This is a genomic window from Seonamhaeicola sp. S2-3, assembly GCF_001971785.1.
Lineage (GTDB): Bacteria > Bacteroidota > Bacteroidia > Flavobacteriales > Flavobacteriaceae > Seonamhaeicola.
Map to the genome: position 1 here is coordinate 3,573,538 of NZ_CP019389.1, position 14,675 is coordinate 3,588,212.

Here is a 14,675-nt window from a genome sequence, read left to right on the forward strand (position 1 = left end):
TTTAATCTTATGTCGCTTTCTTTTTCCTGTAAATGGCTTCATGAGCGCAAACTATTAAATCATAAAATTTGCGAGTAAAACATCTAAACCACCTCAACTTTTATTCAAGGTGTTTATTTTATAAATGTTTTAGTTGTTTTTAATTTAAAAAGATTAAAATGTACTTTTTAAATGACCTTTAAAAAGCGATAAAGAAATCGCTCTGTTATTAATAAAATAACATTAAAGGCGCTCTAAATGTAAGAAAAAAAATATAAAATAGGTGTTGAATTACATTTTAAAATATCTCCAAATCTCCTTTACCTTCTCTTACAATAACAGGTTCATCTGTAGATAAATCTACTACTGTAGAAGGTATATTATCACCATATCCGCCATCAATAACAGCATCTACTTTATTAGCCCATTTTTCAAAAATAAGTTCTGGGTCTGTAGTGTACTCTATAATTTCGTCATCATCGTGAATTGAGGTTGAGATTATAGGATTCCCCAAGGCTTTTACAATTTCTAAAGCAATATTATTATCAGGCACACGAATACCCACCGTTTTTTTCTTTTTAAATGGGTTGGGCAAGTTTTTAGAACCTGGAAGAATAAAGGTATAGGCTCCTGGTAAGTTTCGTTTTAATAATTTAAATACCGAGGTATCTATTTGTTTAACATAATCACTTAAATTACTTAAGTCATGACAAATAAAAGAAAAATTAGACTTTTCTAGTTTTACCCCCTTTATTCTAGCCACACGTTCTAAGGCTTTAATATTAGTAATATCACACCCTAAACCATAAACCGTATCGGTAGGGTAAATTATAAGTCCGCCCCTTTTAAGAATAGCAACAACTTTATCAATCTCCCTTGGGTTAGGGTTTTCTTCATAAATTCTTAAAAATTCTGCCATAGTAATTTATTGTTTAACACTTACAAAGTAACTATTATTTTTTTAAGTATTTAATGAGGTTTGTTAGGTTATACTTTAATTCATAATTAACAATTAAAAAAGCGTGTTTTGTAACAATTCATTAATAAATGAGTCTTAATAATATATGCCAAAGTTATACATTATATTATTTTTTCTATGTAACATCAATGTTAGTTTAGCTAATAATGGTGTTATTAATCCTATTAAATTTTATAAGGCCGAAACTATTAACAAACACACTACTAGAATTCCATTTAAATTAGTAGACCATTTAATAGTTGTAGAAGCAAAATTACTAAACCAAAAAGGTAATTTTATTATTGATACGGGCTCTGAAAGTATGATTCTTAACAAAGTTCATTTTTCTGATTTATATGAAAACCAGAGAAAAAGACAAACTGCTACAGGTGTTTTAAATTCTGTAGAAGACCGTTATGAAAAACAAATAAAAGAATTTATATTACATAATTTTAAATTAGAAAATAAAACATCAGACGTTATTAACTTAGCCCATATTGAAAAAACTAAAAAAATTAAAATACTAGGTATTATTGGTTACAATATTTTAAAAGATTACGAGGTTTTTATAGACATGTATTTAAACCAAATTACATTAACAAAAGTTGATGATATAGGAAACAAGTTAAATAAAAACGTTTATTTAGAAAAAATTGTTGATAGTTTAGATTTCAATTTAAAAAATCATACTATTGTTGTAAATGGCAGTGTTAATAATCAGACTTTAAGATTTGGTATAGATACGGCAGCAGAATTTAATCAAATAAATAAGAGTGTTAACAAAAAAGTACTAAAGTATTTTATTCCTAAAAAGCGATTAACTTTAACCGGAGCTAGTAACAGGCGTATTGAGGTTTTGGCAGGGAAATTGCACCGTGTTAAATTAAGTAAATCTATTTATTTTGGGCCTATGCTAACCGTTTTAACTAATTTAAGCAAAATGAACGAAGCTTTTGGTACACACTTAGATGGTATTTTAGGCTATGAGTTTTTTGCTCAAAAAAGAGTTATTATTAATTATAAAAAAGAGACATTATACTTTATAAATTATCCATTAAACTACCATTGAAAAAGTTAATTCTACATATTACTTATGCTATAATTGCTTTAGTAAGTTTTACTTCATATAGTCAAAAGGATGATTTTAAAGGCTATAAAATTGAAGGTGATTCTGTAATTTTTACGTTTGACGTTAGAGACTACTCTAAATATACTCAGGAATTTACCGGACAGGTATTAGATTTTCAAGATTTTGATATTGAAAATGTGGTGGTTGCTGGTGAGTTTAACCTGTGGTCTAGAGACCATTGGAAAATGAAACGCGTTAATGAATATATTTATCAACTTAAAAAGAGTATTTCTGATTTTACCGATGCGTTTTCATATGAATTTAAATTTGTAATAAACAATTCGTATTGGGCAGAACCCTCTAAAAAAGCCCTAAATATTACCAAAGCAACTAAAAATGGTGTAAAACTAAATGGTGTTTACAACTTAAATATGTACACTGCTTACCCTAGTGAAGATGGTAACGCGCATTTTAAATTATTAGGATTTAAAGAAGCTAAACATGTAATTTTAGCTGGTTCTTTTAACAAATGGAATGAATCTCTTTTTAAAATGCATAAAACGTCTACGGGTTGGGAACTAACCTTACAAATGAAACCTGATGTTTACCAATACAGGTTTATTGTAGATGGACAATGGATGGAAGACCCACACAACCCCAACAAAACAAAAAATGAGTTTGGTGAGTATAACTCTGTTATTGACATAAAAGAATACACTGCTTTTAAACTACGCGGATACACCAATGCAAAAAAGGTAATTCTTGCAGGCTCTTTTAACAATTGGAATGAACACGAGTTTGAAATGCGCAAAATGGACTACGGCTGGAAGTACGTAGTACCATTATCTGGTGGCAAACATCATTATAAATTCATAGTAGATGGTACATGGATTACAGACCCCAATAATGAGGTTAAAGAATATGATGGTAATGGCAATATAAACTCGGTTTGTATGGTAAAATAGTTGTTTTTACCCCAACACTTCTAACTTAGCAAACCGTAGTAACAGCTTTTTAACGCCTCCGGCATCAAACTTAATTTCTGCTTTCATATCGGCACCTGTACCTTCAATTTTTAACACTTCTCCAGTACCAAAACGCAAATGTTTTACCATATTACCAACAGCTAGTTTACTATCAAACAAGTTAGTATTTCCGTTAGATTTTGAAACAGGTTTTAAATTTTTTGGTGTGGTAACCTGAAACTTAGGCGCTTCTTTTTTAGCAGGTCCTTTTTTAATAACAGCTTTTTTAGCGGGTTTAAACCTAACTTTATTAGGCTCAGGATCTCCAAAAATATCGGCATCTAACATGGGGTTAAAGCGCTGTTCTTCGGGTGGTGTTTGTATTTCTAAATATTGGTCGTCAATTTCTTCAATAAATCTACTAGGTTCAGCATCTATTAATTTACCCCAACGGTAACGCGATAACGCATAGGTTAAATAGGCTTGTTTTTCGGCTCTGGTAAGTGCTACGTAAAACAATCGGCGTTCTTCTTCTAATTCACTACGGGTATTCATACTCATAGCACTTGGGAATAAATCTTCTTCTAAACCAACAATATATACATACGGAAATTCTAATCCTTTTGCTAAGTGAATAGTCATTAAGGCTACCTTATCACCATCATCTTTTTCATTGTCTAAATCGGTTGCTAAGGCCACATCTTCTAAAAATTCTGCTAAACTCCCTGTGGCATCGGCTATTTCTTTTTGGCCTTCAACAAAATCTTTCATACCGTTTAAGAGCTCTTCAATATTTTCCATTCTGGTAACACCTTCGGGCGTTCCATCTTTTTTAAATTCTCTTATTAAACCACTGCTTTTAGTTACATGTTCTGCTAATTCAAAAACATCGGCCGTTTGGTTCATTACTTGGTAACTCTCTATAAGTGTAACAAAGTTTTGAAGTTTTGCTTTGGTACCAGAATTTATTTTAACATTGGTTTTGTCAATGTTTTTCATAACCTCAAAAATAGACCTATTGTAAGCATTTGCAGCCACAACAAGCTTATCTATAGTAGTTTGCCCAATACCTCTTGCAGGAAAATTGATAACACGCTTAAGAGCTTCTTCATCTTTAGGGTTAATAATTAACCTTAAATACGATAATACATCTTTAATTTCTTTACGTTGGTAAAATGATAAGCCTCCGTATATTCTATACGGAATATCACGCTTCCGCAAGGCATCTTCAATAGAGCGCGATTGCGCATTGGTACGATACAAAATAGCAAAATCACTGTTTTTTAACTGATGATTCATTTTATTGTCAAAAATAGTGCTTGCTACATAACGCCCTTCATCGGCATCGGTTAAAGAGCGGTGTACTATTATCTTTCCTCCCTCATCATTGGCTGTCCAAACCACCTTATCTAATTTGGTTTGGTTTTTATCTATTACAGAATTTGCAGCATTTACAATGTTTTTGGTAGAACGGTAATTTTGCTCTAACCTAAACACTTTTACATCATCATAATCTTTTTGAAAATTGAGAATATTATTAATGTTTGCACCACGGAAGGCGTAAATACTCTGCGCATCATCACCTACTACACAAATATTTTGAAACTTATCAGACAGTGCTCTAACAATTAAATATTGAGAGTGATTGGTATCTTGATACTCATCTACCAAAATATATTTAAAACGGTTTTGATACTTAGCTAACACCTCTGGAAAACGCGTTAACAACTCATTGGTTTTCAACAATAAATCATCAAAATCCATAGCGCCAGCTTTAAAACATCTATCTACATATTCTTTATAGATATCTCCCATTTTTGGGCGACGCGCCATGGCATCGGCTTCTTTAAGTTCTGGATTTTGAAAATAAGCTCTTACCGTTATTAAACTGTTTTTATAAGACGAAATTCTAGAACGAATCTGCTTGTACTTATAAATATCTTTATCAAGATTCATTTCTTTAATAATAGATGCTATTAACCTATCAGAATCTTGTGTATCATAAATGGTAAAATTACTGGGGTAGCCCAATTTATCGGCCTCACTACGTAAAATTCTAGCAAAAACCGAATGGAATGTTCCCATCCATAAATTTTTAGCTTCACTATCACCTACAATAGAAGCAATACGCTCTTTCATTTCGCGCGCCGCTTTATTAGTAAAGGTTAATGCTAAAATATTAAAGGCATCAATACCCTTACTCATCATATAGGCTATTCTATAAGTAAGCACACGCGTTTTCCCAGAACCCGCGCCAGCAATAACTATCATGGGGCCTTCAATTTGCTTTGTAGGCTCTAACTGTGCATCATTAAGTTGGCTTAAATACTTTTCCAAATCATCTTCAATTTTACAACGTGAAAATAACTAATGTTATGCTTTTATTAAGGGCTAATTATTAATAATTATAAACAATTCATATTAATAATTTGGGTGTTCCCACGCTTTAAGCGTGGTCGGGCTTTCCGTTATATCTTTTTAAACGTTCTTAAAAGCTGGTTTTCAATTTAATATAATTTTTATACCGCCCCATAATAATAGCTTATTTACTATGGTTTAAAAAGGATGCCACTACAATCCCTAACACAACTTATCTGCTATGTTATTTTTCTATACTAAGTTTTTGTATTAATTATGCAGGTATAATTCTTTTAATTTAAATATATTTAAACTTCAATTTTTACAGTTCAAAAATGGATTCAATTCTAAATATACTTTCTAACATCCCATGGTGGGGATGGATTTTAATAGTATTACTACTAGTTGCCATACGCGATATCTTTATTCAAAAACAACACACCATAAGCCATAACTACCCGCTTATAGGTCATTTAAGGTATATGCTAGAAAAAATAGGGCCAGAACTTAGGCAATATTTGGTAGCTAATAACAGAGAAGAACTCCCTTTTAACCGTATAGAACGCGGTTGGATATATGCCTCTGCAAAAAAAGAAAACAACTACGAAGGTTTTGGTACCGATAGAAACATATACGAGCACCAGCACATTTTTATTAACAATGCTATGATGCCTTTTAAAGTTGATGCAAATCACCCTAATACTATTGACAAAACTTTTTTGCCTTGTGCCAAAGTTATGGGCTTACATCATAAACGCAAAAAACCGTATAGACCAGCATCAATAATAAACGTATCTGCCATGAGTTTTGGCTCGCTTTCTGCTAAAGCTGTAGAATCTCTTAATAAAGGGGTTAAAATGGCAAATGCCTACCACAACACAGGTGAAGGTGGTTTATCTCCTTATCACAGTTTTGGTGGCGATGTTATTTTTCATTTTGGAACGGGGTATTTTGGTGTTAGAGATAAAAACGGAAACTTTTCTATGGAAAAAATGATAGCCTTAGTTGAAAAAAATCCGTTTATTAGAGCTATTGAAGTCAAACTATCTCAAGGCGCTAAACCTGGTAAAGGAGGTGTTTTACCAGGTGCTAAAATAACCAAGCAAATAGCAGACATTCGCGGAGTTGAAATTGGTAAAGATGTACTATCGCCCCCTAATCATTCGGCATTTTCTAATGTACCCGAAATGGTAGATTTTATTGAGAAAATTGCTAAAGCTACTGGCTTACCAGTGGGTATAAAAGCTGCTATTGGAAAATTAGACCAATGGGAAGAACTAGCAGATATTATGTTGAAAACAAATAAAGGCCCCGACTTTATTACTGTTGATGGTGGCGAAGGTGGTACAGGCGCTGCTCCTCCTAGTTTTGCAGACCATGTGTCTTTACCTTGGGTATATGGGTTTAGTGATTTATATAGACTTTTTAAAAACAAAGGGCTAACAGAGCGTATTGTTTTTATTGGTAGCGGAAAATTAGGTTTTCCTGCCAAAGCAGCCATGGCTTTTGCTATGGGAGCCGATTGTATTAATGTTGCCAGAGAAGCTATGATGAGTATAGGTTGTATACAAGCTCAAGTTTGTCATACCAACCGTTGCCCTAGCGGGGTTGCTACACAAAATAAATGGTTACAAAACGGTATAGACACTACATTAAAATCGGTACGCTTAGCACAGTATTTTAAAACTTTTAGAAAAGAACTAATTGAAATTACACACGCTGCTGGTTATGAACACCCCTGCCAATTTAAAATGAATGATATTGAAATGAATGTAGATGACCACAACCTTTCTAAAGAACTTGATACAACTTATATGTATGAAAAAGTTTCGGTACCTTTTACCAGTATGCAGGATTTAAAAGATTGTGTATATTTGGGAGGTAAACATAACGCTTAACCCCAAATTAACATGGAAATTTCTAGAATTATCGACCTTTTTTCATACGCCATTCCTACAATTATTACAGGACTTATTGCTTACTATTTTTTTAGAGAACATACTAAAAATGAAGATGGAAGAAGACGCTTTTTACTAAAAAAAGACTTGCAAGTAAATGCGCTTCCGCTTCGTTTACAAGCCTACGAACGTATGACGCTTTTTTTAGAAAGGTTATCGCCTTCTAAACTATTGGTAAGGGTTACCCCAATAACATCAAATAAAGAAGATTACGAATCTTTACTCATACAAAATATAGAACAAGAATTTGAGCATAATTTATCTCAACAAATTTATGTGAGTGATAAATGTTGGAACATTATTGTAGCTGCTAAAAATGCTACTATACAATTAATTAGAAAAGCTAACTTATCAGAAAAAACAGATACCGCTAATAAATTAAGAGAAGTTATTTTAACCGAAATGATGGAACGAAAACCACCTAGTGACGCTGCACTTTCTTTTATAAAAGAAGAAGTATCTGATTTGTGGTAAACTAATCTTCTAATCGTAACTCATTAGATTTAGCTTCTGTACATTTTGCTTTCGCATATTCAAATCCTTGTTGCCACCAAGCAGTCATTAGTTTTTTATCAAATATTAATGAGTTTTCTGTGAGTTTAGATGGTGTGTAGTACAAATTAAGCTCTACATTTTTGGCTGTTGCTGCTAGTTTGCCTATGGTAACATCGTTACGTTCTAATCTATCTAAAACATGCCCAAACAAACTAACCATTAAAGAAAAAGGGTTTTTTCCAAGCACCTTGTTTTGATCCATAGATTCAGACTTTAACACAATGGCATCTACCTGTGTAGCACCTCTTAAAATAGCTTCGCGTATAGGAACAATACATCCTAAACCACCATCGCCATATTCATAATTATTTTTTGTTACTAATGACATGAATGGAATGAAATTACAGGAAATCCATATCCATTCACAAAATTCTTCATAAGAAAACTCATTAATAGACTTGTACTCCACTCTATTTTTAGACAAATTAGAAACCGTAACTACCACATCATCTTTAGTTTTCTTTATTAAATGATATTCTTCTTCAGTAAATCGTTTTCTTATTAATTTTTTTAAGTTTTTACTTTCACCAAAGGTTCGTTTCATACGTATAAATTGCCAAAGCGTATTTATAAAATCAATAGAAACAAACTCTCTATCGCCTTTTTTTCTAATCACAAAAGGATTTACACTAAATATATCATTTTGACTCACACTGGTATAAACATCATGCAATTTATCAATTCTACCAGCTGCAATATGCGGTACCAATAAACTTCCGGTAGAGGTGCCAAGAAACAAATCATAGTCTCTACCTTCTTCTTCAATAAGGTATTGCGCTACACCACCTGCATAAGCCCCTTTACTTCCTCCTCCAGATATCACTAATGCTCTCATTTAGTTAATAAATTATGCTTAAATATAAACATTATACATTCAGTTTATAAACTGTTTTAAAACTTTTATATACCTAATATCAGGTATTTTATAGAATAAATAAGCCAAACCTCTAATTTAATTTAGTATGCTAAAAAAGAATATCTATTTTAGTCTCAGCTATTAACATAATTATTACACATGAGGAAGCATTCTTTTCTTGCAACTGTATTTTTTTTCATAATTGGTGTATCTCTATTTGGATTAAGTAACACTAATAGAAAAAACAATACGAATGATACCTATAAAAAAAGTCGTTATTTACCACCTCTGGTTGTTGACTTCACCTTTAACAACAGTGGCGCTTGTTCTGGAACACAAGTTGACTTTACCTCTACAGTAACTGGCAATGGTCCTTTTACTTATTTATGGCAGTTTAGTGATGATAATAGTACAAGTACTAGCAATAATCCTTCGCATACCTTTACAGCTTTAGGCTGCGGTACTAGCAACATAAATGTTACGCTTACCGTAACGGATTCTAATAACGAAAGCACTACTATAACTAAAGCTGTACCAGTACTTCAAAAACCTAATTTAGATTTTTATGATATTGATGCCGAAGCTAATTTTACCCCAGCATTTGATAACTGTGGCAATAATACTTCAGACCCTTCATACACTATTAATGTAGGAAACAGATCTACTGGAAGCTGTATCACTTCTTACGATGTTGACTGGGGCGATGGTAATACAGAAACTAATGTGAGTTTCCCACTTACCCATACCTATACGCAACTTGGGTCTTACAACATGCGCATTACGGGTAATGGTATTAATTGTGACAACACAGTAACCTATTTAATAAAAAATTCAAGCAACCCAACAGGCGCTATTATAAATCCGGGTAATACCGTTAATTTATGTACCCCCATTGCTCCAATAGAATTTGCTATTGGCTCTTGGGGAACCAATCCACCAGACACAAATTACCAAGTTGATTATGGTGATGGCACTATTGAAACTTACACCCAACAACAACTTGAAAGCTCAACTTACTTTAATAGCGCAGACCCTGTAAATTCTCAAGACTTCCCTATTCCGCATGAATACACAGAATCTAATTGTCCTAACTACAGCTACACCGTTTTTTTATACATTACAACATCATGCGGTGCCACCAATTTAACAGCAGGCCCAATTATTATATTAAAAAAACCAGATGTTGCTTTTGAAAACCCGCCAACAGGTTGTATTGACACACCTATACAGTTTACTAATACATCTCAAACAGGTTACAATAAAAATTGTGATACCAACGCAGGATATTTTTGGGATTTTGGTGATGGTAACACCTCTACCTTAAGAAATCCTTCGCACACCTATACAGCGCCAGGTATTTACACAGTATCCTTATACGCTCAAAATTTTTGTGGCACAACTAATACTGTAACAAGTACTATTTGTATTGAACCCGATTTAACACCCGCTTTTACTTTAGACACCAATAATGGATGTACGCCTTTAACTGTACAAACAACCAATACAACCGATTTAACTGATAGCTGTGGTGGTGTGGAATATTTATGGGAAGTGAGCTATAGTTCAGGATTTTGCAATACAGGTGTTGGCCAATGGCAATTTACTAATGGAACAGATGAAACTTCTCAGGCTCCTACATTAGAGTTCACAGCCGATGGAACATACACACTTACGTTAACAACTACAAATAGCTGCGGAAGCAATTCTACATCACAAACTATAGACGTTAAGCAGCCACCAACTGTTACTATTGATGCTATAAGTGATTTCTGCGGAACTGCTTCTATAAGCCCCACAGCAACTATAAATACTTGTGCCCCTGCAACTGAAACCATTACCTATAATTGGAGTTTCCCGGGAGGAACGCCAGCTACAGCTACCACCGAAAACCCTGGAACCATCACCTATAACACTCCTGGAGATTATCAAATTACTTTGAGTGTAACCTCAAGCTGTGGTACCACAACCACTACTGAAGATTTTACCATCAATGAAGTACCAACCATAACCAATACAGATTTAACACAAACCATTTGCTCTGGGACACAAACTACTTTGGTTAATTTAACATCTAGTATAGTAGGTACTACATACAGTTGGTCTGCCACAGCACCGGCAGGTGTTACAGGTTACACAGCAAGTGGCAGCACTAGTACCATTCCTATTCAAACTATTATAAATACAAATACTACTTCAGAAACTGTAACGTATACTATAACACCCTATAATGGTAGTTGTGATGGAGCTCCTGTTAATTTAGTAATAACTGTAGATCCTGCTCCAGAATTTACCAGTCAACCACAAGATGAAACCATTTGCTTAAACGGCAGCACTACGGCACTATCTGTTACAGTTAACGGTCCTGGAACACCAAGTTATCAATGGTATGAAAACACCACAAATAACACTACAACAGGTACAGCTATTACTGGTGAAACTAGCGGCAGTTTTACACCCCCAAATAATCCTGTTGGTGTAATGTATTACTATGTAATAGCATCGTTTACATCGGGTGCTGGCTGTGATGAAATAATCTCAAATACGGCACGTATTGAAGTGGTTGAAGGCTTACAAATAACCACACAACCAACTCCCACACAAAGTTTATGTGTTGGAGGTAGTCTATCATCTAGTTTATCGGTTACGCATACAGGCGGTACGGGTACTTTAAGTTATCAATGGTATGCCAATACCACAAACAGCAATACTGGAGGCTCCCCTATAACAGGCGCAACAAGTTCTAGTTACAATCCCCCAACATTCAATACAGCTGGTAACTACTATTATTATGTAACTATTACCGCTGCAGGTAGTGGCTGTAATTCTGTTACAAGTGATGTATCAGAAGTTATTGTAGTTACCGATCCTGTTATTGATACCCACCCCTTAACCACACAAACCATTTGTGAAGGCACTACACCTACAGATTTAAGTGTAAGTGTTTCTGGTGGACTGGGAAATAGTTATAACTATCAGTGGTACAGCAATACTACCAATACAAATGTTGGTGGTACAGCCATAACAGGTGCCACAAACGCCACTTTTACACCACCAAACACTACGGTTGGAACGGTTTATTATTATGTTGAAGTTACCCAAGCAGGTATTGATTGCGCCGTTACTAGTAATACATCAGAAGTTATCATCAATCAAGCAGCTACTATTACCAATCAGCCACTTTCAGAAACCATTTGCTTTGGTGATAGTTTTAACACCCTATCCGTTAGTTATACTAATGGTGTTGGCACACCAAGCTATCAATGGTTTTCTAACACTATAAACGATAATACTACAGGTACTCCAATTACTGATGAAACAAGTTCTAGCTTTACACCAGCAGCAACAACTGTTGGAACTGTTTACTATTATGTAGTTTTAACCTTTGCTTCGGGTGGGTGTACGGAAATTGCATCAGTACCATCGGAACAAACGGTTAATGAAACCCCCAATATTAGCGATAAAGCCGATATCATTTGTAGCGGTAATAGTTTTACAATAAGCCCAACTACTTCAGGCAGTGACATTGCCCCTACTGGAACAACTTATACATGGAGCAATCCTGTTATTAATCCCGCAGGTACCATTACCGGTGCTTCTGCAGAAACTAATGCACAACCTTCTATAAGTCAAACCTTAACAAACACAACAACCAATCCTTCTACAGTTACATACAGCGTAACACCAAAATTAGGTAACTGTGTGGGTGCCAGTTTTGAGGTTGAAATAACGGTAAACCCATCTATAAGTATTACTTCAACACAAACAAATAGCACTTGTTTTGCGGCTAATTCAGGAGCTTTAAACATTACTATTGCTGGTGGTGTACCGTTTACAACGGGTACCCCATATCAAATTACTTGGACAGGGCCTAACGGATTTACAAGCAGCAATGAAGATATTTTAAACTTAACACCAGGTAACTACACCGTGTTTATTTTAGATGATGGCGGTTGCCCTTTTTCAGAAACATTTACTATTACCGAGCCTGATGAATTGGTATTTAGTAATATAGATTTTGATTCTGAAACCATTAGTTGTTATCAAGCCAATGATGGCAACATTTCAATTGATGTTAGCGGTGGCACACTGCCTTACAACTATAATTGGACTAGAAATGGCACACCTTATAGTACTGATGAAGACTTAACAAATCTTACACCAGGCACTTATGAAATTACTGTTACAGATGCCAACAACTGCACCCCTATAACTCAAAGTTTTACAGTTGTTGAACCACCAGAACTTATTGCCTCCTTAAACAATAAAGTTGATGTTATTTGTTATGGTGATGCTACTGGCGAAATTTATATTGATGTTACTGGCGGACGACAAATTGAGACAAGTCCTGGTACTTTTGACTATAGTTACGCTTGGACAGGACCTAACGGATTTACTAGCACCAACCAAAATTTAACAGGTTTGCTTGCCGGCACATACACGGTTACAGTAACCGATAAATCTGGTTGTACAAGTACGTTAGATGTTGTTATCAATCAATCTGATGAGATTATTATTGATTACACTGCTACTGAAATTGCTTGCTACGGCGATAATGATGCCTCTATAACCATTAATTCTATAACAGGAGGCAATGCGCCTTACACCGTTACTTGGAGCAATTTAGGTTCTGGTAATACACAAACAAACTTATCTGCTGGCACTTATGTTATTACTGTAACCGATGCTACCAATTGCCAAAAACAATCTACAATTATTATTGATGAAGCACCTCTTTTTAGAATAACTCCACAAGTGGAAAATGTATCGTGTTTTGGTGAAAACGACGGACGTATTATATTAAATCTTGAAGGTGGCGTAACACCTGTTAATTTAGTTTGGGATGATGACCCTAGCGCAGGCGTTGAACGTAACAATTTAGGCCCGGGAACCTACACCGTTACCATTACAGATGGCAAACCCTGCACCATAAACGAAACATTTACCATTACAGAACCTGATGCGCTTGATATTTCTGGCACTAAAACTGATGCTTTAGATTGTGATGATGCTAATTCAGGTGCTATAAATGTCATTGTTACAGGTGGTACATTACCATTAACTTACATCTGGTCTAATGGCGCAACCACCGAAGATTTAACCAACATCCCTCCTGGTGAATATACCGTTACTGTTACAGATGCTAATAATTGTGAAATATCAGAAACCTTCAACATAAACAGATTCGATCCGTTAGAAGTTGAAGTTGTTACCCAAACTACCCATAATTGTGACACTAAAGAAGTTGATCAATACTATGTAGCACATCCTTCTGGTGGTGTTCCTCCTTATCAAATATCATGGTCTAGCGGCACCATAAGTGGTAGTAATAACGAAATTATGCACACCACACAAAATGGTCTCGTGCTTATTGATGTAGTTGATGCTGCAGGTTGTTCTATTTCATATTCATACAACGTTGATGTTCCTGAATTGGGTGATGCTGATTTCACAATAAACTCTGAAGCTTTTAACACCTTTGGTTTTTATTCCATAGAATCATCTATAGCATTTACAAACACATCTACTGGCGATTATATTGGTGTTTCATGGGATTTTGGCGATGGTAATTTTTCTAGTGATGAAAATCCGTCACACACATATAAAACCATTGGCACTTACACCATAACACAAACTGTAACGTATCCTTTTGATTGTGTTTATACCAAAAGTATTACCATTAACATTGAAAAAGGCTACAGTTTAATTGTTCCTAATGCTTTTACACCTAATAAAGATGCTTTAAATGATTTCTTTTTGCCCGAACAAATTGCCCTTTCAAACATGAAACTCCATATTTACGATACTTGGGGCAGTATGATTTATTCTGAAGAAGGCGAAAGCATACGTGGTTGGGACGGAAAAATAAACGATGCCGAAGCTGAAAACGGCAATTATTACTACACATTTTCTGGCGACACTTTTTACGGAAAAACTATTACTAGTAAAGGCGTTGTTGTACTAATTAGATAAAATTCTC

8 protein-coding genes are annotated in these 14,675 nt (G+C 34.6%); 5 read left to right on the forward strand and 3 right to left on the reverse strand.

The window, feature by feature from the left end; genetic code table 11:
- Nucleotides 1–277: 277 nt before the first annotated feature.
- Entirely contained in the window at nt 278–898 is a 621-nt protein-coding gene (locus BWZ22_RS15655; protein WP_076701796.1) for an L-threonylcarbamoyladenylate synthase, read from the reverse strand.
- A gap of 145 nt (nt 899–1,043) precedes the next feature.
- On the opposite strand from BWZ22_RS15655, the gene BWZ22_RS15660 reads away from it, so the two are divergent.
- Together BWZ22_RS15660 and BWZ22_RS15665 are read left to right on the forward strand one after the other, a co-directional pair.
- Nucleotides 1,044–2,006, forward strand: a complete 963-nt coding sequence (locus tag BWZ22_RS15660; RefSeq protein WP_076701798.1) for a hypothetical protein — start codon at nt 1,044–1,046, stop codon at nt 2,004–2,006.
- Nucleotides 2,003–2,971, forward strand: a complete 969-nt coding sequence (locus BWZ22_RS15665) for a hypothetical protein (protein ID WP_076701801.1) — start codon at nt 2,003–2,005, stop codon at nt 2,969–2,971. Before BWZ22_RS15660 ends, BWZ22_RS15665 begins: the two co-directional genes overlap by 4 nt.
- 6 nt (nt 2,972–2,977) lie before the next feature.
- Here the strand turns inward: BWZ22_RS15665 and BWZ22_RS15670 are convergent, their stop codons facing one another.
- A complete protein-coding gene (locus BWZ22_RS15670; protein WP_076701803.1) occupies nt 2,978–5,308 on the reverse strand; it encodes an ATP-dependent helicase in 2,331 nt (776 codons plus the stop codon).
- A 356-nt stretch (nt 5,309–5,664) separates the two neighbouring features.
- On the opposite strand from BWZ22_RS15670, the gene BWZ22_RS15675 reads away from it, so the two are divergent.
- Together BWZ22_RS15675 and BWZ22_RS15680 are read left to right on the forward strand one after the other, a co-directional pair.
- Entirely contained in the window at nt 5,665–7,227 is a 1,563-nt protein-coding gene (locus BWZ22_RS15675) for an FMN-binding glutamate synthase family protein (RefSeq protein ID WP_076701806.1), read from the forward strand.
- A gap of 12 nt (nt 7,228–7,239) precedes the next feature.
- On the forward strand, nt 7,240–7,761 hold the full coding sequence (locus tag BWZ22_RS15680; RefSeq protein WP_076701809.1) for a hypothetical protein: 522 nt from the start codon (nt 7,240–7,242) through the stop codon (nt 7,759–7,761).
- A 1-nt stretch (nt 7,762) separates the two neighbouring features.
- Here BWZ22_RS15680 and BWZ22_RS15685 read toward each other — a convergent pair whose 3' ends face one another.
- Nucleotides 7,763–8,677: a patatin family protein gene (locus tag BWZ22_RS15685; RefSeq protein ID WP_076701812.1), complete on the reverse strand. Its 915-nt coding sequence runs from the start codon at nt 8,675–8,677 to the stop codon at nt 7,763–7,765.
- Nucleotides 8,678–8,857: 180 nt separating this feature from the next.
- Between BWZ22_RS15685 and BWZ22_RS15690 the strand changes: the two genes are divergently transcribed.
- Entirely contained in the window at nt 8,858–14,668 is a 5,811-nt protein-coding gene (locus tag BWZ22_RS15690; RefSeq protein ID WP_076701814.1) for a PKD domain-containing protein, read from the forward strand.
- The last annotated feature ends 7 nt before the right edge of the window (nt 14,669–14,675 follow it).